General features: G+C 37.1%; 20 protein-coding genes and 2 pseudogenes. 4 read left to right on the top strand and 18 right to left on the bottom strand.

The genetic code is table 11. From position 1 onward, the window contains the following. Positions 1 to 800 (top strand): DnaD domain-containing protein (locus F9U64_RS20595; RefSeq protein ID WP_228275820.1); only part of this gene is annotated, 800 nt, incomplete at its 5' end. A gap of 119 nt (positions 801 to 919) precedes the next feature. Here F9U64_RS20595 and F9U64_RS20590 read toward each other — a convergent pair. The 3 genes from F9U64_RS20590 to F9U64_RS20580 all read right to left on the bottom strand — a co-directional run bounded on the left by F9U64_RS20590 (position 920) and on the right by F9U64_RS20580 (position 3,268). Continuing rightward, the gene (locus F9U64_RS20590; RefSeq protein ID WP_153406778.1) at positions 920 to 1,654 is read right to left on the bottom strand and encodes an SDR family NAD(P)-dependent oxidoreductase; all 735 of its coding nucleotides are present in this window, start codon (positions 1,652 to 1,654) and stop codon (positions 920 to 922) included. Positions 1,655 to 1,928: 274 nt separating this feature from the next. Further along, complete coding sequence (locus F9U64_RS20585) at positions 1,929 to 2,069, bottom strand: hypothetical protein (RefSeq protein WP_153406777.1); 141 nt, start codon at positions 2,067 to 2,069, stop codon at positions 1,929 to 1,931. Between the two features lie 398 nt (positions 2,070 to 2,467). Then, a complete protein-coding gene (locus F9U64_RS20580) occupies positions 2,468 to 3,268 on the bottom strand; it encodes an SDR family NAD(P)-dependent oxidoreductase (protein ID WP_153406776.1) in 801 nt (266 codons plus the stop codon). 178 nt (positions 3,269 to 3,446) lie between these two features. On the opposite strand from F9U64_RS20580, the gene F9U64_RS20575 reads away from it, so the two are divergent. After that, positions 3,447 to 4,067, top strand: coding sequence for a TetR/AcrR family transcriptional regulator (locus F9U64_RS20575; RefSeq protein ID WP_153406775.1), 621 nt, complete (start codon positions 3,447 to 3,449; stop codon positions 4,065 to 4,067). A gap of 160 nt (positions 4,068 to 4,227) precedes the next feature. On the opposite strand, the gene F9U64_RS20570 is transcribed toward F9U64_RS20575, so the two are convergent. From F9U64_RS20570 to F9U64_RS20520, 11 genes are all read right to left on the bottom strand, one after another. Next, positions 4,228 to 5,541, bottom strand: a complete 1,314-nt coding sequence (locus F9U64_RS20570) for a methyl-accepting chemotaxis protein (RefSeq protein WP_153406774.1) — start codon at positions 5,539 to 5,541, stop codon at positions 4,228 to 4,230. A 737-nt stretch (positions 5,542 to 6,278) separates the two neighbouring features. After that, a complete protein-coding gene (locus tag F9U64_RS20565; RefSeq protein ID WP_153406773.1) occupies positions 6,279 to 6,587 on the bottom strand; it encodes a hypothetical protein in 309 nt (102 codons plus the stop codon). A 376-nt stretch (positions 6,588 to 6,963) separates the two neighbouring features. Continuing rightward, positions 6,964 to 8,715 (bottom strand): methyl-accepting chemotaxis protein, encoded by a 1,752-nt coding sequence (locus tag F9U64_RS20560; RefSeq protein ID WP_153406772.1) that lies wholly within the window; start codon positions 8,713 to 8,715, stop codon positions 6,964 to 6,966. 157 nt (positions 8,716 to 8,872) lie between these two features. Further along, on the bottom strand, positions 8,873 to 9,247 hold the full coding sequence (locus F9U64_RS20555; protein WP_153406771.1) for a nuclear transport factor 2 family protein: 375 nt from the start codon (positions 9,245 to 9,247) through the stop codon (positions 8,873 to 8,875). A gap of 29 nt (positions 9,248 to 9,276) precedes the next feature. Then, positions 9,277 to 10,026, bottom strand: coding sequence for a class I SAM-dependent methyltransferase (locus F9U64_RS20550; protein ID WP_153406770.1), 750 nt, complete (start codon positions 10,024 to 10,026; stop codon positions 9,277 to 9,279). 283 nt (positions 10,027 to 10,309) lie between these two features. Next, complete coding sequence (locus tag F9U64_RS20545; protein ID WP_153406769.1) at positions 10,310 to 11,332, bottom strand: serine hydrolase domain-containing protein; 1,023 nt, start codon at positions 11,330 to 11,332, stop codon at positions 10,310 to 10,312. A 114-nt stretch (positions 11,333 to 11,446) separates the two neighbouring features. After that, entirely contained in the window at positions 11,447 to 11,893 is a 447-nt protein-coding gene (locus tag F9U64_RS20540) for an SRPBCC family protein (protein WP_153406768.1), read from the bottom strand. 131 nt (positions 11,894 to 12,024) lie between these two features. Continuing rightward, the gene (locus tag F9U64_RS20535) at positions 12,025 to 13,395 is read right to left on the bottom strand and encodes an aldehyde dehydrogenase (RefSeq protein ID WP_153406767.1); all 1,371 of its coding nucleotides are present in this window, start codon (positions 13,393 to 13,395) and stop codon (positions 12,025 to 12,027) included. A gap of 62 nt (positions 13,396 to 13,457) precedes the next feature. After that, positions 13,458 to 14,186 carry a Fic family protein gene (locus F9U64_RS20530; protein WP_153406766.1) on the bottom strand — a complete coding sequence of 243 codons (729 nt, stop codon included), beginning with the start codon at positions 14,184 to 14,186 and terminating at the stop codon, positions 13,458 to 13,460. A gap of 289 nt (positions 14,187 to 14,475) precedes the next feature. Continuing rightward, complete coding sequence (locus F9U64_RS20525; protein WP_153406765.1) at positions 14,476 to 15,243, bottom strand: ABC transporter ATP-binding protein; 768 nt, start codon at positions 15,241 to 15,243, stop codon at positions 14,476 to 14,478. Positions 15,244 to 15,292: 49 nt separating this feature from the next. Beyond that, positions 15,293 to 17,608 (bottom strand): FtsX-like permease family protein, encoded by a 2,316-nt coding sequence (locus tag F9U64_RS20520; protein ID WP_153406764.1) that lies wholly within the window; start codon positions 17,606 to 17,608, stop codon positions 15,293 to 15,295. 301 nt (positions 17,609 to 17,909) lie between these two features. Between F9U64_RS20520 and F9U64_RS20515 the strand changes: the two are divergent. After that, positions 17,910 to 18,788, top strand: a pseudogene (locus F9U64_RS20515) (IS3 family transposase). 141 nt (positions 18,789 to 18,929) lie between these two features. On the opposite strand, the gene F9U64_RS20510 reads toward F9U64_RS20515, so the two are convergent. Further along, positions 18,930 to 19,493: a dihydrofolate reductase family protein gene (locus F9U64_RS20510; RefSeq protein WP_153406763.1), complete on the bottom strand. Its 564-nt coding sequence runs from the start codon at positions 19,491 to 19,493 to the stop codon at positions 18,930 to 18,932. Between the two features lie 117 nt (positions 19,494 to 19,610). On the opposite strand from F9U64_RS20510, the gene F9U64_RS20505 reads away from it, so the two are divergent. Then, complete coding sequence (locus F9U64_RS20505; protein ID WP_153406762.1) at positions 19,611 to 20,552, top strand: helix-turn-helix transcriptional regulator; 942 nt, start codon at positions 19,611 to 19,613, stop codon at positions 20,550 to 20,552. A 293-nt stretch (positions 20,553 to 20,845) separates the two neighbouring features. Here the strand turns inward: F9U64_RS20505 and F9U64_RS20500 are convergent, their stop codons facing one another. From F9U64_RS20500 to rlmD, 3 genes and pseudogenes are all read right to left on the bottom strand, one after another. Continuing rightward, the gene (locus F9U64_RS20500) at positions 20,846 to 21,238 is read right to left on the bottom strand and encodes a hypothetical protein (protein WP_153406761.1); all 393 of its coding nucleotides are present in this window, start codon (positions 21,236 to 21,238) and stop codon (positions 20,846 to 20,848) included. Between the two features lie 420 nt (positions 21,239 to 21,658). Continuing rightward, positions 21,659 to 21,778, bottom strand: a pseudogene (locus tag F9U64_RS20495) (IS3-like element IS655 family transposase); the annotation flags it as partial. Positions 21,779 to 22,263: 485 nt separating this feature from the next. Continuing rightward, positions 22,264 to 23,754, bottom strand: coding sequence for a 23S rRNA (uracil(1939)-C(5))-methyltransferase RlmD (rlmD, locus tag F9U64_RS20490; RefSeq protein WP_153406760.1), 1,491 nt, complete (start codon positions 23,752 to 23,754; stop codon positions 22,264 to 22,266). Positions 23,755 to 23,903 lie beyond the last annotated feature (149 nt).

Raw genomic sequence — 23,903 nt, 5'->3', positions numbered from 1 at the left:
GTGCTGTGCTGGATTGGGAGGAAGAAACGATGATTTTTGCCGTTAACAAGGACTATCACCAATGGCAGATCACTCCAAATACAAAGTGGGATGAAGAACAATTGAATCAACTGATTCACATAAATATCAAGCGCAAAACAAGCTCTGATTCTGCTCGAGAGGTTCGTGAATCACGAACTCCAGTCACGAAGCATATTCGTAAAACACGAACAACACTAAGAAAAAAGGTAAGTAATTCACGAACCCCCACCTTCGTAAAACACTTACCGCAAGAAAGCCCAATCCCAGCTGCCGCAACAGATACAGCTTCCGTAAAGACATCTTTAAAGACAATAAAGAATAAAGACATAAAAGAATATAATAATAATGATCCATATGTTGAACTCATGCATTTTTACCGTAACAATTTACAAAAAGGCAGCACAGAATCCCCGTATAATGGTGAACTGATCAAACAATGGTATAACGAATTTGGTGATGAATTATTATGGAAAGCACTGAAAATCGCTGCCAAACGGGAAGCAAAAGGAGTGAAATATATCGAGAAGATTTTGTTTAACTGGAGAGAGCAAGGGATCACAACGACCGAGGCTGTTGAACAAAATGAAAAAAGGGTTCACTCTACAAAGCAGAAACGGCAATCTTCAAGGAATAATATCATGCCAGACTGGTATCACGTTTACCGAAAAAAAGCGACACATGAAAAGCTGGAACCTTCTCCAGAAGAAAAAGAGAAAATCGCAGCAGAGTCTGATCGGATGCTGGCAGAGTATTTGGCGAGCCAAGGGCAGGATATGTAGTTGGTATGCTAAGGATCTGTTGAGTTTGATACGAAAAAAGGAGAGTTAATCGGTCAATAGAACGATCAACTCCCCTTACTTTTGTAAAATTTCCAGACACACTGCTAAATATATGGTTCCTATGGAAGACTTAACTGTGTCATTCTGCCGCCATCGACTGTATAGACTTGCCCTGTGATAAAACCAGCCTCCTCTGCTGCAAGGAATGCTACAAGTGCCGCCACCTCTTCAGGGGTACCTGAACGGCCTACAGGGTGAATGCGTCCGATGTTACGTCGAAAAGCTTCTGCATCAGATGAGTTTTCGATCATATCAATGTTTAAGTCTGTGTCAATCCAGCCTGGCGCTACTGCATTACAGCGGATACCTTCATGTCCATGATCCACAGCCACTGAACGGGTCAGCCCATGAAGGCCGGATTTGGAAACACAGTATGCAGCATGATTCGGATTTGCGGCCAATCCCTCAGTCGAGCCTGTATTGACGATGCTTCCTTTTGATTTACGGAGATAAGGCAATGCCGCGCGAATCAGCAGGAATGGGGCTGTCAGGTTTACGGTGATGTTGCGTTGCCAATCCTCAATGCTCATTTCTTCAATTCCGGCTTCCTGCATCATCCCTGCATTATTGATCAGTACATCGAGCTGTCCTTTGCGGGAGATGACTTCTGCAACGATTTTCTCCGGTGTATGCGGATCAGAGAAATCTGCCTTAATTGATTCAAATTCGTCGTCCTCACCGCGCTGTGCTGTGATGACTTCAGCTCCTTCTTCGCGAAGTCTGCGAGCGATGGCCCGTCCAATTCCCGAGCGTCCGCCTGTTACCAGTGCCACTTTGTTTTCAAAACGATTCATGTGTTATCATTTACCTCCTTATTTATTACTCTCGATCGTTTGTCAGCAGAAACAATTTATGAAATTTTCTGTATTTATCTTAACATAACGCCATGTTCTAACAAATTTAAAAATCTATTCTCATATACAAATGAAAAAAAGATGCTTCCATAACTTATATGAAAACATCCTTTCTAAAAAAAATATGGTGGTTTATAGGGCAAACTAGAATTCTAATAATTGCATCCTAGTTCCCCTAGACCACCTTTTCACTTTATTCTTAATTCAAGAACTTCTAATTGAAATCGTCAGGGTTCTTTTCACTTTCTTTCTTTTTCATATCATTTACTTCACGTTGTGGTTCAATATCGCGATTGGGGTCTTTCTCCTTCAATTTTTGTTCATTAGAGTCTTGTTTTCTATTATTTTCCGCCATATTTAGCCTCCTTTTATTTCACTTTGCGTTCTAGTGGCTTTCGGTGGGACTTTTGCTTCTACATCAAGCAACTCATTTACGATGTCCAGACCACCCCTCATTTTAAAAAACTTTACAAAAGAGTGTTTTCCTGTGTTTCACCCACATCTATGAGCCTGTTCCTGGTTACATAAATTGTATTCTCGTTTTTCATATCCCTTAAACTAGATTCCTTACATGTAATATTTTTGTAATATGGTTAATTCCTCCTCTTCAATTGATTCCGTCTCTAAGATAATGCCCTGGAAAGATGATCATTAACTAACCCAATATCCTGCGATTAGCTGTCTCCAGGTTCTTCAATAAAAGGGATAAACATTCTATCTTTAAAGACATGATAAAAACCCGCTGCACTTTCTCTATTCTTTTACTCCCTTATCTGTTGGGCGTAGCAAACTGCTGACCGCTTTAAGCATCACTTTTTTCGGTACAAAGCGATTGATTTGTGAGACTATATAATTCATATGTCCTGCAACAACATAAGATCGACTCGTTCCGAGAGAGTGAAGCGCAATATCTACGACATGCTCGGGACTATCCATCTTTCCGATAACTGCATCATTCGTACCTGCAGCATCGAAGAAGGATGTCTCTGTTGAACCTGGACATAAAGCAAGGAATTGAACACCGCGCTTGCGATTTTCCTCCCATAATGCCTGGGTAAATGAAAGGACAAATGCCTTGGTTGCACCATATACAGCCATATATGGATCTGGTTGAAATGCTGCTGTAGAGGCAACATTAATGACTGCACCGTATCGTTTTTTCAACATTTCCGGTAAAAATAAATGAGTAAGCTCAACTAGAGCCATAACATTCAGCATAATTTGATCATGATTTCTGTCTAAGGATTGTTCCTCGAATAATCCATGTGTAGCAAAGCCAGCATTATTTATTAAAAGATCAACACTGCGTCCTTGTTCCCTGCATGCTTGATAAATTTCTGCAGAAGAACCTGCTTGGGACAGATCAGAGACAATAACTTGTGTTTTAATTCCATATGTCTGAATAAGTTTTCTTGCAAGGTCATGAAGTTTGGATTCTGTGCGAGCTGTTAAAATTAAGTTACTTCCTTTCCTCGCCAATTCATGGGCAAATACTTCCCCTATACCTGATGAAGCGCCAGTAATCAACGCCCACCTACCATTAAATTGTTTCATTCCATCAACCCTTCCCGCATTTATTCAGTATCAGAAACAGTGTTTCTATATAAAAACATTGTATTCTAACTTAAATATAATGTCTACCACTAATTTGACTAGTTACAATTGAATACAGTATAGTAATGTGGAAACAGTGTTTCTTGTAGAAGAATTAATAGTTAGAGGGTGACATCAAATGAATATTAAAACCTATTCAGAAACAAAACGACAGCATGCCGAAAATCTAAAACAGACCATCGTGGAAGCGGCAGCAACTATATTACAGGAACAGGGGCCTGAGGAAGTCACTATCCGCAAGGTCGCGGAGAAAATGGAATGTTCAACCAAAATCATATATAATTTATTTAACAATAAAGATGGCTTAATAAAACTTCTCTATCTAGAAGGCTGCAAAGTATTAGCAGAAGCTTTCCAATCTGTTAGCAAACAGGAAACTATGGAAAACTATCTTCGTGCTTTATGTGAAGCGTATTGGGATTTCAGCTGTAATTATACGAATTACTATCAATTAATGTTCGGAGGAGCTTTTCATGAGTTTAAGCCAGAGGAAGAAAGTATCCAGGCTACAACTACAGCATTGCAGCAGTTCACTCAAGTTGTTACAGAAGCGATTGAAGCGGGGCTGATAGAAGAAAAAGACCCTCTGCAAGTTGTCCATGTTATATGGGCATCGTTACACGGAGTGATTCACCTGCATCTTGGAGGGCATATCGAAAGCATAAAAACTACAAAATTCTTATACGATAATTCTGTAACAAGATTAATTCAAGCCTACATGGGGAGTTCTTCTAGCTAATCGTGTGACACAATAAACAGCCAATCCCTAATGGTTGGCTGTTTTTGTAAAGGAATACTGCTCAATTAGAAGTTGATTGGAAAATCCAGTATAAATAGAGTAGAGTGTTATACTCTACTTAGTTCATCCGATTAAATGTTCAATTCGTATATGTCTTTTCCTATTTTATTTTAAATTTGTTAATATGTTCATTTAAGTTGATTGCCAATACCTCCAACTCTTTAGTAGAATCGGCAATGACTTCAGTGGAGGCCAATTGTTCTTCTCCTATTGCAGAAATCTCTTCTGTCCTTACTGCAAACTGTTTCACTTGTTCTGACAGATCCTGGATTTGACTGGAAACTGTTTTCGCATTACCATTAACGGTTTTCATCGCAACTGCCGTTTGAGTAAAAACATCCACTATATCTTTATATGTATACTTGATTTTATCAAATGCTTTTTCTGTAATTTTCAATGCCTCTCTTTGTTCACCAACTAATTTATTGGAATGCGTAATATTCGCAACCGCTGAATCTGTTTTGTCTGAAGTTTTTTCCATAATTGAGGTGATGTCACCGGCTGACCTTGAAGCTTCTTCTGCCAGTTTTCTAATTTCATCTGCTACAACAGCAAATCCTTTCCCATTCTCACCTGCTCTTGCTGCTTCGATCGAGGCATTCAATGCCAATAGATTGGTTTGTTCTGCAATGGAAGTAATAATTCCAACAAAGCCTGTTACTTGATTAATCATATCTTTCAAATCATTAATCGAACGATTCACTTCACTGGATACAACAAGGGTTTCATCCATTTTCTTTGTCTGCATATTAACACTTGCTTGTCCTTCGTTAATCGATTCAATCGATTCTGTTGCATGTTCTGAACTTTGAGCAGTTTTTGTCGCTATTTCACCAATTAGACTAACAACGTCTGATAATGTGTGACTAATTTCGCCCATTGTTTCCGCTTGTTCCGCGTTACCTGTTGCAAGCTGGTCTATTGTTGTCACTACTTGTGTATGAGAGTCCAGATTTTCATTCGTATTTTTGGTTAGGTTATCCGATTCATTCCTAACTGTTAAAGACACTTCTTGTATCTCAGAGGCCATCAATCGTAAAGATTTTCTTGTATTATATAAGGCTCTTGCCAAATCTCCAGTCTGGTCTTTTATTTCGAACAGTTCTTCTAACTCCACATCGGTTGTGCCAGTCAAGTCTAAATCCGCTGTTTTTCCCGCCGCCTCTGTAACTCTTACAATCGGTCTTTCAATGGTCTTTCCTAATATATAAGATAAAATAATTCCAATAACCAAAGAAATCAGTAATCCCCATAATACAGGGGCAGGAACCATAAAACTGGATTGAATTTGTTGTGCAGCTTCTGTATTCGAATCGGCGCTGCGCATGATTAATGATGCACCAACATTAACAACTGCTACTAATATGGAATTTAATAATGATAAGAAGATAATCTTTGTTGATATTTTTTTCATTTTGCTTAACCACCTAATAATAAATTTATCTATATGAATTACCAACGTTTAGACTTTGCTTATGGTTCTATGTAGTTCTATTATTTCTTTCTTATTATGTTTAGCTCACAATCTAACTGTCTTATTCAATAAATCCCCTTTCTTCAGCAATTCAGCTTTGTCTATAACGTGATAACAGCTTACAAAAAGAATATACCAAAGAAATAAGTCAGAAATATGTCAAAGCAATATTGAAGTTTAGAGGAAAAAACCACTGATTTTATTAAAAGATTCTTTGAATGTAATATAAAGTGAGACTTTGATTAGTGGGGGTTTTTATATCCCACACTAATCATTAGCGAAACTTATCAGGATGCTTAGCGTCTGTGATTCCCCACTTACCATCTTCGCGTTACTCGATCCTTTTCGTTTAGGGAATTACAGACGGTTAGCGCTGTGATGAAAAGAACACTTTCCCAAATGGCAGAAAGTGTTCTTTTATTCGGTCTATATCTCGGTTTTGTTCACCTTAAGGATTGTCATAAGCTCAATTTTTCAACCATTCACACGCTAGAATCTCTACCCACTTTTTCATCACCCTGAATAAGTATGACTGGTGGACCTTACAAGGTTATCCATACGTATTTAATTAGTAGTCTAGGAAGTTATGTTTTAAATAATTTAGAGGAATTTTATGCAGTAAAAGCGGAGTTGAGTAAATCTATTTTTAATACCAGTTACCAGCGATTCCATAATTACTAGCCAAAAATGACTTTTACACTACCTTCTTTGTTGGCTGCCGCTAAACAATTTTCAATAAACTCTTTAATTTGATTTATATCCCACCCTCTATCATCATTACCATATACGCGAGTATAATTGTCTAATGCGATCTCTAACTGATTCTTTGAAAAGGTGGTACTTCCCCCTGAGCCGCTAACACCTGCGTAGTATTCATCCGCCTCTAATAAGCTGTACAGGATTGTAGCATTCGTGTTACCCATACTAAATCGGGCGTATGCGACTTCCCTTCCTGTTTTACTGTATCCGAAAATATCGTGTCCCATAATAAAGAGCCTCCTATATTTTATTTTTTCAAATAGTAATTTATCTTACCAACAACAAACAAGACTATTATTTTGGTTGATCGTTCCCTTCTATTATTTATTTTTTCTGTATGAACAAAGTAGAGAAAATTGGTGTGAAGATAAGTTAGAAGATGTATACGGGCTTTTGTTCCAAGCGTATGAGATGAACGGTGTGATGAAAAAAAAGATGAAACACGGAGCTTACAATGTAATAATTCCATAATTAGAGAAGCTTGTCAAAATCGATTTGATGTTAATCTTGATATAGCTTGATATAAAAACCTCTGAAATATTAATAACATTTCAGAGGTTTCGTAAGTTTGGAATCTTAAATTGGATATTTCACGATTTGATATTATAATTTGTAATTATCCAGCATTTCATTCAGTTGTTTATTTAGATCATTTAATTGTTCCGCTGACTTTGCTACATTAGTAATCGCCTGATTTTGTTCGTCAATGGAAGAACTAATTTCCTCCACTGAAGCAGCTGTTTCTTCAGATACTCCAGATGCACTTTGAATATCATCACTAATACTCATTGTCTTATCCGTAATTTCTTTGATGTCACCATTTAACACATCTAAAGCAGATACTGTTTCACTAATAGAAGAAGAAAGCTGCTTAAACTTATCTTCTGTATGGATCACATCTTTATTTAACCTATTAGTCGTGGCCACTGTTTCCTCTACAGTTTCAACAGTTTTCTCCGTCTCTGAAGATATCATTGTGACAACTTCCTGTACCTGGTGTGTTGCATTCTTAGATTGTTCTGCCAGTTTTCTAATTTCGTCAGCCACTACGGCAAAACCTTTACCATGCTCGCCTGCACGTGCTGCTTCAATGCTTGCATTTAATGCTAGCAAATTCGTCTCCGCAGCAATACTCTCAATCGTTTCCATAATCCGGTGAATCTCTTGTGATTTTTCATTCAAATTTTTAATACCTGCACTAATTTGTTCAGATGCAACTAGTGTATCCTGATTAGATTTTCTTAATGATGCAACTATTTCTGTACCCTCAAGTGATAATTGCTGAGATTCAGCTGTTACTTTTTTAATTACTTCACTTTGTTCATTCATAGAATCTATAGATTTAGTCAAACCATCCACACTATTATTAATGTTCTCCAGATCATTTGCCTGTTCCTGTGTACCAGTAGCAATTTCTGTTATAGCATTACCAACCTCGTCACTGCTCGCTAATGTTTGCTCCGAGACTGCTGAAAGACTAGAAGCAGAATCCAGTAAATGATCTCCTGTATTTTTTACCTGACTTATAAATTTGCCTAATTGCTTTGTCATTATGTTATATGATTTTGCCAGTTGGCCAATTTCATCTTTCGTTTCTCGTAAATTCGTATTCTGAATAATTCCCTTAGCGATATCTTTAGATGCTTCTGTAACTTCTTTAAGCAAGACTAGCTTTTTCCTGATTACAAGGTAGAAAATAATGAAACTAATGAAAATAATGAAAATTGCTACAATCGTAATAATACCTTTTACAACATCGAGACCTGAATAAAACTCATCTTCATACACTGTTAATCCAATATACCAATCCCAAGGCTCATAATGTTCCATATAGGAAATTTTACTTCTAATTTCGCCTGTTTCTTCATTCTTGTCTTCAAAATAAACATATCGTTCCTCTATTGTCTGTTCCTTTGCTCCATTCACCATTCGTTCACGGTTAGTTGTGTCCTCGGGGATATCTCCAACAGGATTACTGGGATGTACTTGTGATGAAAACGCAGCATCATATCCTAAAATATATCCTTCTCCCTTGTACAGAAAATTCGATTTTTTAAAGTCGTGAGTTCCATCTTCAAGTACTGGTCCGCTTAATAATTCTCTCGCTTTTTGTTTCGCATCTTCTAAAGTCAAAGCACCAGTTTCCACTTGATCATTCACTGCTTCTAGAACAGAAAAAGTACTTTTTGTAACATGGTACATTTCTTGTTTTCCTGCCTCTATTAGCTGCTGCTTAGCGATAGAATAACTTGTTACTCCTGTGATTGATACAGCAAATACAATAATAACGGACAATAATGTTAACATTTGCGTTGATATACTATGCCAATTAATTCTCTTTTTAAACGGTTTCATTTAATCTCCCCTAGTTCACTGCTTATTGTGTCATATCTTATATCGACGCATTTAGACACTATTTAACCTTTCAGGGAGGATTAATTATTTTACTTATTCGTAAAGCAGCGGGCTTTCGTCCCAACACTTGTTTGACGAAAGCCCTGTTCGTTACATTTTAGAAAACGCCATTCTCATTTGGAGAATCTTCCGGTATCTGCTGACCAACATCCCAGAATTCTGCGATGAGACCATTATCAAAGCGAAAAATATGAACAACTGCTCCACCAGGATCTTCTTGCTTTTGTCTTACATGGGAATGAACCGCAACCATATCGTCCTCTGCAATAACACGTTTTACCTCAAAGATTTTGTCTGGGTTCTTGGTGGCGTTCTCTTCCATTGCCAACATAAGCGATTCAGCATCTCCCCGGTAATAAGGATTGTGATGACGGAAATCCGGACCAGTGTACTGGCGGTATGCTTCCCGTACCTTCCCGGATGCAACGAGTTGCAAGAACGAGACAGCCATTTTTTTTAACGGATTATTCATTGCAATCATCCTTTCTTTTGTGCCCATTCTTACTTTCTAGCCATTATGAGAAATCTTTTCGCGTTTGTTTGAATGCCTTTTTCATTACTGTTGTTTTCAATAAATTCATGCAATATGTCAAAATCCTTTTTATCTTGACCAAAATTAGGAATTATGGGTGTGTGTTTGAGTAAAAAAATCAGGTCTTCTACTGTTTCATAATATTCAGAAGCATCATATTCAAAAGATTGAATCTCGGAAAAGCCTGCTTCCCTAAGTTCATGAATATATTTTTCTTTTAATTCGCCGTCTGTTTTATCATAAGCCTGCCCTCGGCCAAATGCTTTTTTTATATTTATTTTGTCTGCTTCACTTACTTGCTGGGTCAGAAACCAGCCATCATTCTTTAAAACCTTAACAATTTCCTTTGAAGAAAATGGTGCGTGACAACTTGAAACAATGTCAAAAAAACCAGCAGGAAATTGCAATTCATCTGAGGACATTTGGAAAAACTTAACGTTTGAGGCTCTGGACTTTTTTAAATTGAATCGGGCAGTTTCCAGCATTCCAGTGGATAAGTCAATACCGATCAAGAAAAATAAGGAAGGCGCAATCCTTACTAAATTTTCCCCGCCCCCAGTTCCAATATCTAAAAGAACATCGGTATTTTCCCCTCTTTTGAGCACTTCTTCGTAAAAATCCCACTGGACTCCTTCAGAATAAGACTTTATACTACTAAAATCCCAACCATTTGCTTTGCCGACTTTATCATAAAAATTCTCATAATCAAATTTTCTCATTTTTTTCCGCCTTTCAAATGAAAAAACAAGACACATTATACAGTGCCTTGTTTCTTGTAGTGATGTTAAATGACTACCAGGACTGTTCAACGTATCGGTTTTAGAAAAGGGCATACTTCTCCCTTGATAGCTGGTACGCGTTTTTTTTCCAGCCCGAAAACCTAGATACTTCGAACAAGACGGTAAGACATTCCATTCACCCCATTTGCAAAGTTACGTTAAATATAGCATTTTTCGCAGGTAAGTGTAAACCCTTCCACACTTACGTCTTCCAACCAGTATTTTATTTTTCCAGGCAGCTTACAACTACATCACCAAAAGACCTGACATCTGATAAGTAATCATAGCCCTCTGGAGACCCAAAACTATTAAACATTCGAACGGCAACTAGATTTTCCTTGGGAATAACTAATAAGGTTACCCCTGTATAACCAAGAATCTGATAAGAACCCTCAGGTACTTCTTCACCTATCTCCGTTTCTTTAGCAGGCAACCCTTTAACAAACCATAAAAATCCATTTTGTGGCAAGTCTTTATCTATAGTTGCAGGACTTTGAATAGTTGTGGCCATATGAATGATCTCTTTAGGTACAATTTGTTCTCCATTCATATTGCCTTCTTTCAGATGAAAATAACCCCACATAGCCAACTCACGTGTGGAAACATACATATTCGGCTTGTCGCCTTCTGTACTGTTGCTAATTTTCCAATTTTCATCTTCTTTATTTCTGAGGATCACATCAACAAGTTTTTCATGTTTTTCAGCATACCAATCTGTTTCAGAGAAATCTAATGGTGAAAAAACTTGCTCGTGCAAAATATCCGATATTGTCTTGTTTGTTGTTCGTTTTACAATAGAGGTTAATGCTTCGATGCCAACTTGGTTATATGTCCAATTTTCCCCTGCTGGATGTTCACGATCGATTGTCCCATCTGTCTGATGTAAACCATGCGTATGTGTTAACAAATGTCTTATCGTTGTATCTCTCCAGACATTATCGTCCAGCTCTGGTAAATAATCTAATACTAAGTCATCAATACTTTTTATATAACCATAAAAAACCGCATAAGCTACAGCAAATCCAATATAACTTTTTCTCACTGAAGCTACATGGAATTGAGTGTCAGCCTGCACCAATCTAGCATCAGGTTCGTTTGATTGTTCTCCTATATACTCTTCTAAAACAATAGCATCATGATGAATCACTAAAGTTGAAGCTCCTGATCCCACTACTTTATTAAAAGTTTCTTTCACATGATCAAGTACTGGCGAAAAGTTGCTATTACTCTCCTTTTTACATAACATGATAATTTCCTCCACTTTATCATTTCAAAAGCTGCAATTACAGCGTTTACATATCTTTGATTTAAAGCTTCTCTTTACTGTTTCATTTTTATCATGGTAAGCCTTATGAATTAGTCAGTTTTGTTTTTCTGCAATCGATTTTAATTCTCTTGCGCGTGAAATGATAAAATTTCTCATATATTTTTCTAAAAATAGTTTGTCAGCAATCCAACCAATTAGACCAAATGGCGACTTATATTCGAAGGTATCGATCATAATCGTTCCGCCGCTCTCTTCGATAAATTGATGTTTATGTGTAAAAGAATGGAAGGCTCCTTTTAGCATAATATCCACAAATTCTTTAGGCTTGTCCATATGAATTACTTTGGCAGTTAACCTTTGTTTGATACCAAAATGAGTTGCTTCCCAAGTTACCGTATCCCCTTCTTCCAGTAAACCTTGTGTCACACCAGCCACAGCAGTTTCTTTCGTTCCCGCTGTGGTTTTTGTATGGATATCTACATTTCTTGCCAGATCAAAGCAGATCTCTGTTGGGGCATTTATAAATTGGCTATGTTTTATAGTAGGCCTTGGGAATCTCCTTTGTTAGAAAACCTTTTGAATTACAGCCTGATATTAATATGGGGATTAGGCTTCCCCAGAATATAACCCCGACTTTCCGTATTTTTTCTCACCTTTTACCAAGTAATTATTCACTTTAAGACTCTCTTTATTATCTTTAATCCATTCGTAAAATTAGGATACCGAAACGGAATATCAAAGCGCGTAGTTTGTCTCAAAACACTCTTCTTATGAGAAAAAGTGTCAAAACTGCCCTTTCCGTGATAGGAACCGATCCCACTTGAACCAACCCCGCCAAAAGGTAAATGGGGAGAGACAAGATGGAAAACAGTATCATTAATGCAGCCACCCCCAAATGAGGTGTTGTTAATGATCTTTTCCTCAATTGCCTTGTCTTCTGTAAACAGATATAACGCAAGCGGATTGGGATGGTTGGATATGCCATTCATCACTTCTGAAAGTGAATTATACTCCAACACGGGAAGAATCGGGCCGAAAATCTCATCCTGCATAACAGGGTCTTCCCAGGTAATGTTTGTCAGGACGGTCGGTTCTATTGCCAATGTTTCACTGTCTGCATTCCCGCCGTGAAATTTTGAGCCATTGCTTAAGAATGATTGAAGACGATCAAAGTGTTTTGTGCTAACGATTGTTGTATAATCTGGATTTTCAAGCGGATTTTCTCCATATAACTCTTTAATGGCAAAAGTAAATTTCTCCATGAATTCTTCCTTAATTTCACTATGGACATACAAATAATCTGGTGCCACACATGTCTGACCCGCATTGATAAATTTGCCCCATGCAATCCGCTTTGCTGCCATTTTAATATTGGCATCTTTATGAACAATACATGGACTTTTCCCACCTAACTCCAACGTTACAGGTGTTAAGGTTTTAGAGGCTGCTTCCATTACAATTTTCCCAACTGGAACACTGCCTGTGAAAAAGATGTAATCAAAGTTCTCAGAAAGGAGAGCTTGGCTTGTTTCGACATCACCTTGAACGACTGCAATGTATTCTTCTGGAAAAATACTTTCGATAATATTCTGGAGTACTTCTGAAGTATTTGGTGTCAGTTCAGAGGGCTTTATAATGGCACAGTTACCTGCTGTAATCGCTCCAATTAAGGGGGCAATGGCTAATTGAAATGGATAATTCCAAGGCGCAATAATAAATGCAACACCATATGAATCATAATAGACATAACTTTTGGAGCCAAAATGGGTTAGGGGTGTTTTTACTTTAGCTGGCTTCATCCATTTGTGCAGGTTCTTCATCGTAAAGCCAATCTCTTCCAAAACAAAACCAATTTCTGTCGTATAAGCTTCGAACTCAGATTTATTTAAGTCTGCTTTTAGGGCATCCATAATCTTCTTTTCATTTGTTTTTATACTGTCTTTTAATTTTCTTAGTGCATTTGATCGAAAATCTTGCTTTTTTGATGTGCCGGTATGGAAGAAAGCTCGTTGTTTATCTAGTAATAAGCTATAGTTTTCTATGGTTATTACCTCCTAAAATATTTGTAGCAAAAAATGCGAGTATATAAAAAAACTAAGCATTTCTATATTGTACTTAAATATAAGTCTAATGAATCTTCTACTTCGTCCATTACTAACTTTATAAAGTCATTATAATCTTTTTCTGTGTGCGCTTTATCTAATGCTTCATAATAAGCTATTCGATTTTCAACCTTAATAACAATTGGCGGAAAACCATCTTTCATGAGTTCTAAATTTAATAACAAACGCGATGTCCGGCCATTGCCATCAATAAATGGGTGAATTCCTACAAAAACAGCATGTAGCATAGCACCACGAGTAACAGGATGCAATTTTTTTGTATCTGCTTGTTCATACCATCCCATCAACTGCTCCATCTCTTCTTTTATGAGGAAGGGAGCTGGCGGCACGTGTTTAGCACCAGAGATAAAAACTTGCTGATCCCGATATACACCAGCATAATCATCATCAATTCCTTTTAGCACCAGTCGATGCAGATTCTTAATTTGCCATTCTGAAAAAGCTTCATCCTTTTGCACAAGCTCCTCTACATACTTAATAGCATCACGATGATTTATAACCTCTAAGTGTTCACGTAACGTTTTGCCACCAACAGTAATTCCTTCCAGAACTACCTTCGTTTCGTTAATTGTTAACGTATTTCCTTCTATTGCATTTGTATTGTATGTCCATTCAAGTAATAGCTTCTCACGTAAGCTTTTTAGTGTATATTTAGGTAACGGTCGATTTTCATCTAAACGTTCCTTCTTTTTATCGATATGTTCGAACATTTGCATAACCTCTCTCACTGAAAGAATACGGTTCTTGCTCTGAATATACCTTTTAAACCAACTTTAATCAAATATTTAATAAGGTTAGATTTTGATCTGCGGGGTTTTAATCCCCACTATCAGAGTCTATTGGAAAACTTACCAGACTATCGTTTTATTTAACATGAAAAAGGATGCCACCGCACAAATAATTGTTTTTTACGGCAACATCCTTGAAAGCATGGATTTCTATATTATTATGGAAAAATTCATATTCCTCATATGCTCTTTATTCAGATCCACTGAAAAATTAGAATCCCTTCTCCACTAACCATTTCATCAGGCTTTCTTCTCTTTCCTTAATATCATCATGCTTGGCAGTGTATTTACCCAGTTTCTTTTCTGCAACAAGATTTCCATCTTTCATAAGCAATATTCTTTCCGTTTTTGCTGCCACCTTTGCATCGTGTGTGACGAGCATTACCGTTGTCCCATTCTGATTAACATCTGCAAGAATGGACATAATCTCTTCTGTGGCTTTGGAATCTAATGCTCCGGTCGGTTCATCGCCAAATATGATATCAGGATCATTTATCAATGCTCTGCAGATACCTACTCTCTGCAACTGCCCGCCAGATCCTTGTGTGATATTATTATCCGCAAGCTTTTCAATTCCTGTCATTTCCAGCAATTTTCTTGCCTTTTGATTTACCGCATTCTTATCCGCATCTTTTGAGACAAGAGCAGGGAACATCATATTGTCAATAACAGAAAGATTTTTTAACAGATTGATATCCTGAAAGATAAATCCCATGTTTTTCAGCCGCATCTTCGCCAGTTCTTCTTCATTTCGTTTGCTGATTTCACTACCTTTGAATTCTACACTTCCAGAAGTAATTCTATCCATACTGCTTATATTATAGAGGAGTGTGGATTTTCCGCTGCCAGATGGACCCATGACCGATATGAATTCACCTTCTTCAATCTCCAAGTTCACATTCTTTAAGATATGCAGCTCGTTATCTTTTCCTAATGGTACTTTTTTGTTTATATTTCTTGCTACTAATATATTGCTCATCTCTATTCCTCCAATGTATCCAGGGCAGATCCAGGATTCTTTTGCCAACCTAACTTCTTAAAACGACTGATAAATCATCTGTTTCTGTTACCTTACAGCATACAGATACGGTATATCCAACGACTAACATGAGTGCGATTGGACAAAGCAGCCAAGTCTGCCATGCAATAGAAACCAATTCAATCTTTGCAGCTCCCATCGTGGACATTGCCATACTTACAAGAAACTCCCCTAAATAATTCGAAGCCAATACGCCAAAAATGATTCCAAATACTAATACAAGCAAAGTTCCTGCCATATATTGATGTTTCACATTTTGAGAAGTTAATCCGAGACTTTTGATGATGGCAATCTGTGACATATCCTTAGATAATAACATTTTTAGAAAAAGTGCCGTTATGAGTACAGCAATGATGACAGCTATGATATTTCCAAGCGTCTGCTTTGTATATTCTTCGATATCATTTACCTGTGCGGAATCATAGGTATTCTGGTAGTAACCCATTTTCTCACGAATATCCGCGCCCCCAGCAACATCCAGGCTCACAATATACCAAAGAATGGCTTCTTCATTGATACCAAGACTTGGATGGGCCTTTGCTGTTTTTCCGCCATTTGTAATATCCTGATAAATTCCGCTCACTGTTAAAGACTTCTCTGTCCCGCCAACCTCTACTATTACTTCCTTTCCAACTTTCTTGTTTAATCCATCTTTTGAAGCATTAGCATAAGAAAGTGCGATTTCCCCTTCACCCACAGGTGCTCTTCCCTCCAGATAATGTAGCGGAAATACAGAAAAGTCTCCTGTTTCAATATTCATATAATCCCAGGAACCTTCTGCATTTTTCACCTTGTAGGAAGATGTAATGTAGGCAGCATATTTTTCAATTTCCGAATCATTAATCAGCTCTTCCTGCAGCTTTTTAAAATCTTCTGTAATCGTATCTGTTCTTCGCAGATCGATTCTCATATCAGATTTTCCTATTCCCATGTATGTAGAGAATTCCGGTGAATTCATGGTGTTATACATATTTAAAGGAAGGATGATAATAAAAGTACAGACAACATAAATCAGAAACAGTAACATGTATAATTTGGATCGCTTCCCTACATCCCTGAATCCCATGTAAATATGGACAGGGAGGAATTTGTTTTTAAGCAGTGGAAAACTGTATTTCCGGCTCTTTTCATGCTTAAGGATATCTGAACGTAATGCTTCCACAGCAGAAATCTTATCAATTCTTTTCAATATTTTCCTGGTGTACATAACAATCATGAAGTAGACAAACAATGGTGCGAGAAGAGAGAGAAGATATTTTAAGTTTCCTGATAAATCAGAAGATAAGTAGAGTCTCATATTTCCGTTAAATAGATTTACTAATACAAAGGAGAACAGATAGCCTATTATACCTGCAGCTACTGACATGATTCTGTATTTGTTAAGATAAACATTCTTTATATCCTTCCTGGACAAGCCGATTGCTTTCATCACACCGATTTCTCTTAAATCTTCCTCCATCGTTGCCAGAAACGTTAGTCTAATGCAGAGAGATGCTATAATAATCAGCAGAATACTAATAAGAATAATGACCATTCCAACAGCAGCATCTGACATTGCATTAAACAACAGAAAGATCTTTCCTCCAACTGTGGGGCCGTTTGCTGGAAGTCCTGCTTCGATATATGCAGTCTGAACAGCTTGAGCATCCCCGTTCTCATGCAGCTTGAATTCGATCAGATATTCCAATTCCCCGGCTTCAGTTGCCAGCATTTCATTATAGTCCTTCTGATTTATCACAAACCGTTTGGAAGAAGTTAATGAAGAGTTCATCTCAAAATCTCTTGCATAATCAGAAATGACGAACAATTTTTCGTACTCTCCACTTTTCACCCTAATCGTATCCCCTACGTTTAAGTCATACTGTTCCATAAAGTAGATGGGAACAGCGACGAACCCTTCCTTCACATCAAGTTTTTCATTATTCAAGTCCAGTATAAAATCAAACTTCTTATTCTGTACAACAAAGGAAATATCCTGCACGGTTCCAGCCATCGTCTGATTGTTGCCAAAATGAATATTCCTTCCATCCAAAGTCAGAAGAAACATCGTCTCCTGCATTTCAATATGCTCACGGTGTTTTTCTGTAAATTGATCGATTTCTCCCTGATTGTATTCTCCAGCATGCATCTGCGTAATGTCAGCTGGCACCGCATGTTTCTGCAGTTCCGACATTGACTGAACCAGATTTGCAACAATATTGGTTGCACTAGCCCCCAAAAGAACTGCCATTGTGATGAATACAAACACGGTCAAGGTTATGATTTTCTTCCTGGAAAAATCATTCTTTATCATTTTTAGGAACATACTTTTTCCTCCTTTCTACATTGTACTTACTAAAGTAATCATATAGGATGTAAGTTAATGGGATAACCTGCTGGAGTCTAATTATTAACTACGCCTGCAGACTTATTTTCGGTAAATTGATTAGGATTAATTGGACGTTCGGCAGGTGCAGAGGCTTCTAATTATATTCCTTCATTAATTGTCTGTTTGGCTTGCCTTGCCATATATAACTTCATACACCAAAAAAGTCTCTCATAAGTTTTTCAAACTCGTGAGAGGCACTATTTAAATCCTATATGTGGCTTCATAGGGGTGCCCAAAGATGAGCGGAAATAGATACGATAAAGAATTCAAAACCTATGCTGTAAAGATGGTAGTGGAAGACGGTCGGAAAATAGCGGAGGTGGCACGCGAATTAGATTTGGTTCATCAAACCTTGCATAAATGGGGGAATAAATATAAAGAAGAACAGGAGGATGCCTTTGTAGGAAGTGGAAACCTTAGTCCGAAGGGGCAAGCTGATGTTGAAAAAAATAAGCGCATTCGTGATTTGGAAGAGGAAGTGGCCATTTTAAAAAAGGCTATGGGCATCTTCGCAAAAAACCAGAAGTAATTTATGACTTCATCGAAAAACACCGAAACAAGTTCCGTGTAGCGAAGATGTGCCAAGTATTAGGTGTTTGGAAAAGTGATTATTATGATTGGAGAAATCGATCAAAAAGTATCCAAGGAAGGTTGTTTATATTTAGCGACTGTCATGGACTTATTTTCGAGAAGAATCATCGGTTGGGAAATGAGTAGACGGATGACAAAGGAATTAACGATGACTGCTTTAAAACGAGCAATAAATCAACAGCCTCCACAGAACGGGCTAATTCACCATTCCGATCGAGGCAGCCAATACGCAGCGCATGATTATCAAGCCATTCTACGAAACCATAAAATAAGGACAAGTATGAGCAGAAAAGGAAACTGTTACGATAATGCTTGTATCGAATCTTTTCACAGTGTGATCAAGAAGGAACTTATCTTTCATCAGAAGTATCAAACACGGGAAGAAGCAAAACGAAGTATATTTACGTATATCATGACCTTTTACAATTATAAGCGTATTCATTCAGCTATTGGGTATTTATCTCCGATCGCTTTTGAAAAAAAATACGTTCAACAAAGGAACGCAACAAACAAAGTGGAGAGTTAATTTACCTCGGAAGGGATGGAAGGGGAGAATGCCGTTCCTTTCCTTCAGAGGCCAGCAAGTGTAGCGCGGTAGATACTTGACTAAAATTAAACATTTTTAGTGTCCAATTTATTGACTAGATCCAAAACTCATACCCTTTGTTTAATTCAATCTATAAATTATTTGAACAACGCCGGAAGAAAACTTTTTGGTTTCAACTATTTGCAGATTTATTCTCTTGTTTATATCTGTAAATAAAGGTTTTCCTTCTCCCAAAATAATTGGATGAAGAGATAATCTAAATTCATCAACAAGTCCCAAATTTATAAAAGTTGTAATAAGACTTGATCCACCATATAGCCAGATGTCCCTACCGGGCTTTTTCTTTAATTTATTTACTTCTTCAACAATGTTATCATTTATTAATATCGCTCGATTATCGGTTTCCTTTTGTGTTCTGGAAAACACATACTTTTCTTTGCTATGAACCAATCTCCACATTTCTTTATCGGTATCCCTGTCTTCATTTTTTGGAATATATTGCCCCCATAGATCGTAGCTTTTTCTACCATATAGTATAGTATCAATTTGATTCAAAAATTTATTGAAATCCATATCAGGGTCCATAATGCACCAGTCAACTTCTCCATTCGGCCCTTCAATAAATCCATCTAAAGTAACTGCTAAATCTAAAATCACTCTTCTTGCTCTCTCGTTACTGATCATATTTTTATCTCCTTTTATCTTATAGAATTTCCCTAATTGCTAAATCATAAGGTATAAACTATACTATACGAAAAACATGACAAGTAATGACATGATTAAATGAAAAAGGTGAAAAAAATGTCAAAAGCCAAGCGTCTATTAGATATTCTTATGTTTGTTACGACTAAGAAAAAGTTTACTGCACAAGAAATAGCTGATGAATTTCATATATCCATTCGTACTGTACACAGATACATATTAGATTTATCTGATATGGGATTGCCAATTTACTCAGAACAAGGACGTAATGGTGGATATACAGTATTAACGAGTAGATTTCTTCCTCCAATTTTATTTACAGAAGAAGAAGCTGTTTCTATTTTCTATGCTTTTGAATCTCTAAATTACTATCGCAACTTGCCATTTGATACTGTAATCTCCTCTGTCGAACATAAATTATATAGTTCACTCCAGAGTGAAGCTAAAATAAAAATAGATAAAATTCGGTCTTATATTGCTTTTTGGAACCCCAAAAGAACGATTGATACCCCCCTTTTAAACGATGTTTTAAAGTATTCTATTGAGAATAGAAATTTACACATTCAATATGATTCTAAATCAGGTATAAGAAAAAAACACATCCGTCCTATCGGTGTATATGCCCATGATGGATTATGGTATTTGCCTGCTTACGATTATCATAAGAAAAAAATATTACTGTATCGTGTAGATCGTATTCTTTCCATTCTATCAACTGAAGAAAACGAAGATGAATTCATGAATTTAAAAGAATGGTTCAACTTTATTGAAGTAAAAAACCCAATTCGACTGCATGTGCTTTTAACTATGGAAGGTATCCGTCAATGTAAAAGTGTTCCTTATTTTGAGGGTTTTGTAGTCACGCAAGAAGATGGAGCTGGATATATAGATACAATCATAGATAGAGGTGAACTTAATTTTATAACATCGCTATTTTTAAGACTTGGAAGTCACGCACGAATTTTGGAACCAAAAGAATTAATCGTTGGATTACGTAAACAAGCAGAAGAAATTTTAACTATGTATCAAGATGATAATTAAATTATTTATTTTTTTACTTATCCACTATTAAAATCAGGAGCAACTTTTTTAATGTTCGTCTTATTTAACTTTTCTGCTTCGTTAGTTTAAGTATGAAATTTCACAAACTATACATTTGCACTAACATAAAATTCCAATTTATTACTAAGTGAATTAAAATCGCCACATTAAATAGCATACCAATTTCATAGTAGTTAACACGTTGACAACAGCTATTTTCATTGCATTGCTATTACTATATTTCTCCACCGAAATGGAACTACTTAGCAATTAGCATTATTTTTACTTTTAAGCTAGTTCAAATTCCTAGTTAACTTAGGTCCATTGATAATAGTTGCAAAAAAACAAGTAACTGTCAGTAAAAATTTCAAAGTGCCTATTCTGTGCCACTCACCCAATGAAAGGAACTGGAACAAGAAAGGAATTGTGATAGCACAACATAGAAATAATGATAAGCTAGTTAAGAGGGAAGCATAACCTAACTTACGTGTTGCTAAAAAGAGCATAATTCCCAAGGTTATAACCGAGGTTAATCCCATGCCAATCAAATTACCTGATGTAATCATTTTCGGTTCATCTAATATTAATACCCCAATCCATAGTTGAAAAAGAAAAGCTATACCTGCCAAACTTGCTAGTGCGTAATATCCTACATAAGGTAATAGTTTTTTAATTATATTTTCCATGTATATTCTCTTTTCTATAAGTGTCCTTTGATTTTACAAAAATATCTAAATATTTTATCCTTTATTACAATATTTTACAATTAAACGGTTGCCCTTCAAAATTCTTTTATTCTATCTTACACTACAAGGAATCATTATTATTTATACATGTATAGGGTTATGATTCGGTCATCCTGATTTGGTAAATTCAAATCGTACTATTAATAGTTTGGACAAGTTTCGAGGCGAAATAATATTATTCCTAATCATAGCCTCGAAAGAATTCATATATAGGGGTGAGTAAGAAAGGGTTCTAGTAAAAAAACAAAAGAAAAAACCACCCCGAAACGCTCGACCAAGCTGAAGGGTGATTTCTCTTTTAATATTTAATGGAGTAGCCTCTCACTTCGAGCAGCTACATATGATTACTCCGTTAGCAGAGGAAGAAGGTGTCAATTCATATTCTCTAATAATCTCCGAACGGGGTTTACCAGACACATGCAGCTGTACCATTTGCTCTTTGAATTCCTTTGAAAAAGTTCTTCTCGCTCGTTTGGTCATTTTAAACGCTCCTCGGTTTGTATTTGAACCCAGTCTAACTGACCGTCTAACTATGTGTAACCGATTCACAAACGCATAAATAAAGGGCTGAATCAAATAGATTTAGCCCTTTCATAAAATCAAATTTTGTTTATCGTTCTCTTTTTAGACATATCTCTTCACTCAATCACTAACATTACCCTTAACTCTTATTTCATTATTATGTATGAAATATTACAATATCAACTAGATTTCTTTCTCTACTATGAACAACAATAATAAACATCCCTCAAATACCCACCTCAATCCCCCATTCCACCGTTCGAGTTAACACCTTTTTTCTGTTTTAAAATAAAGTATTCCGATATGTTGCGTAATGGAAACACGAGAAAACCGAGAAAAGACAAGGGATGAGCATGAAAAAGACCCGGAAATCGGAAATATTTATTTTCACGAAATCGGGGTCTAAATCGAAAATGTTATATTTTGTTTCGGTAGTTTATTTTTTAGTTACTCTCCAAAACCATTTCCGCTATGTTTTCCACATGCACCGTCTGCGGGAACATATCCACTGGCTGAATGCCTTTTACCTTATATCCGTTCTGTACTAGATATTTCATATCCCGCACCTGTGTAACCGGATTGCAGGATACATAAACGATACGTTCTGGCTTAAGCTGAACGACACTCGACAAGAACGCTTCATCACTCCCGCTTCGTGGCGGATCCATAATTACTACATCCGCTTTCTCACCACGTGCTGCCATCTCCACCATAAATTCTCCGGAATCGCCTTGATAGAAACGGGCATTTTTTACACCATTACGCTTGGAATTGCGAATGGCATCTCGAACAGCATCCTTATTCAACTCTACTCCACTGACTTTTCCAGCCTTTTGACTAGCAATGAGACCAATTGTACCGATCCCGCAGTACGCATCAATGACGGTTTCAGTTCCAGTTAACTGAGCCATTTCAATGGCTTTCGTATATAACTTTTCCGTCTGAACCGGGTTAATCTGATAAAAGGATTTTGCGGAAATATCAAATTTCATTCCACAAAGAGTATCTGTTATCGTCCCTTTTCCAAACAATACTTGTTCCTGATCACCCAGAACCATGCTCGTCTTCCGATTATTCACGTTCATGAGGATTGTCGTAATCTCCGGATGAGCTTTCCTGAGAGCTTTCACAAAGTTATTCTTCCCTTTAAAAATAGGGGAAGCTACAACCAGCACCACCATGATTTCACCACTGACCTTGCCGACCTTAACCAATACGTGACGCAGGAAACCTCGCCCTGTGTCTTCATTATACGGCTGCATTTTAAAGGACTTCATCATGTCCTTAATCGTTTGCCAGATCTCATCCGCTTTCGGATCATGAATCAGACACCGATCCATCGAGATGAGCTGATGACTATTCTGAGCGTATAGCCCACCAATAATCTGACGCTCCTTGTTCAGACCAAATGTTGTATGGCTCTTGTTCCGGTAATCATATGGATGATCCATCGTTAAAATGGGTTCTGGTTTACCGAATGGTTTCATCAATTCATCTATTGTTTCCTGTTTGAAATCTTCCTGAGCCTGCTCGTTCATATGCTGGAGTTGACAACCTCCGCACTCAAAGTAGTAGGAGCATGGTGGTTGGATTCGGTCTTTAGACGAGGTGATTACCCGTTTTAATTCCGGATGAACATATCGGCCACTAGTCGAAACAGTAATTTCAGCCGTTTCACCTGGTAATAGATACTCCACTTCCAGTTGCTTTCCTTTCCACTGAACGATGCCTTTCCCCTCATTGGTCAAGCCGGTACAGGTCACTTCTGCAGTTACAGCTTTCTTATTGCCTTGACGCTTATTTGTTGTCGAGGGCTTACCTTGGGATTTGTCGCCTTTTTGTGAAGGCATTGCGGAGTGCTTTTTCCCATTTATATTTTTCGATTGATTGCGTTTTTTTCCCGGTTTATATCCATTCTTTTTGCTTTTCTTCATAGGCACTTCCTATCTATTCTTCTTTGGTTTCCCATTATATACTATCCAAAGACAGTAGTAAAACTAACGAATGTTAATAGAATGACGCCAAATTTTGGATGAGACAGTCCTAAGGGCACCAGAATACATTCACTTACTATGTATTCATT

This window comes from Gracilibacillus oryzae, assembly GCF_009498735.1.
Taxonomy (GTDB): Bacteria; Bacillota; Bacilli; order Bacillales; family Amphibacillaceae; genus Gracilibacillus; species Gracilibacillus oryzae.
The sequence above is the reverse complement of the archived record's forward strand: the minus strand, read 5'-3'. Positions and strand labels throughout refer to the sequence as shown.

Coding starts and splice junctions, on each gene's coding strand:
- F9U64_RS20505 (WP_153406762.1), top strand. CDS start 19,611: ATGTCAAAAGCCAAGCGTCTATTAGATATTCTTATGTTTGTTACGACT.
- F9U64_RS20545 (WP_153406769.1), bottom strand. CDS start 11,332: ATGTTATGTAAAAAGGAGAGTAATAGCAACTTTTCGCCAGTACTTGAT.
- F9U64_RS20555 (WP_153406771.1), bottom strand. CDS start 9,247: ATGAATAATCCGTTAAAAAAAATGGCTGTCTCGTTCTTGCAACTCGTT.
- F9U64_RS20585 (WP_153406777.1), bottom strand. CDS start 2,069: ATGGCGGAAAATAATAGAAAACAAGACTCTAATGAACAAAAATTGAAG.
- F9U64_RS20570 (WP_153406774.1), bottom strand. CDS start 5,541: ATGAAAAAAATATCAACAAAGATTATCTTCTTATCATTATTAAATTCC.
- F9U64_RS20550 (WP_153406770.1), bottom strand. CDS start 10,026: ATGAGAAAATTTGATTATGAGAATTTTTATGATAAAGTCGGCAAAGCA.
- F9U64_RS20525 (WP_153406765.1), bottom strand. CDS start 15,243: ATGAGCAATATATTAGTAGCAAGAAATATAAACAAAAAAGTACCATTA.
- F9U64_RS20580 (WP_153406776.1), bottom strand. CDS start 3,268: ATGAAACAATTTAATGGTAGGTGGGCGTTGATTACTGGCGCTTCATCA.
- F9U64_RS20565 (WP_153406773.1), bottom strand. CDS start 6,587: ATGGGACACGATATTTTCGGATACAGTAAAACAGGAAGGGAAGTCGCA.
- F9U64_RS20575 (WP_153406775.1), top strand. CDS start 3,447: ATGAATATTAAAACCTATTCAGAAACAAAACGACAGCATGCCGAAAAT.
- F9U64_RS20590 (WP_153406778.1), bottom strand. CDS start 1,654: ATGAATCGTTTTGAAAACAAAGTGGCACTGGTAACAGGCGGACGCTCG.
- F9U64_RS20520 (WP_153406764.1), bottom strand. CDS start 17,608: ATGTTCCTAAAAATGATAAAGAATGATTTTTCCAGGAAGAAAATCATA.
- F9U64_RS20560 (WP_153406772.1), bottom strand. CDS start 8,715: ATGAAACCGTTTAAAAAGAGAATTAATTGGCATAGTATATCAACGCAA.
- F9U64_RS20510 (WP_153406763.1), bottom strand. CDS start 19,493: ATGATCAGTAACGAGAGAGCAAGAAGAGTGATTTTAGATTTAGCAGTT.
- F9U64_RS20530 (WP_153406766.1), bottom strand. CDS start 14,186: ATGTTCGAACATATCGATAAAAAGAAGGAACGTTTAGATGAAAATCGA.
- F9U64_RS20500 (WP_153406761.1), bottom strand. CDS start 21,238: ATGGAAAATATAATTAAAAAACTATTACCTTATGTAGGATATTACGCA.
- rlmD (WP_153406760.1), bottom strand. CDS start 23,754: ATGAAGAAAAGCAAAAAGAATGGATATAAACCGGGAAAAAAACGCAAT.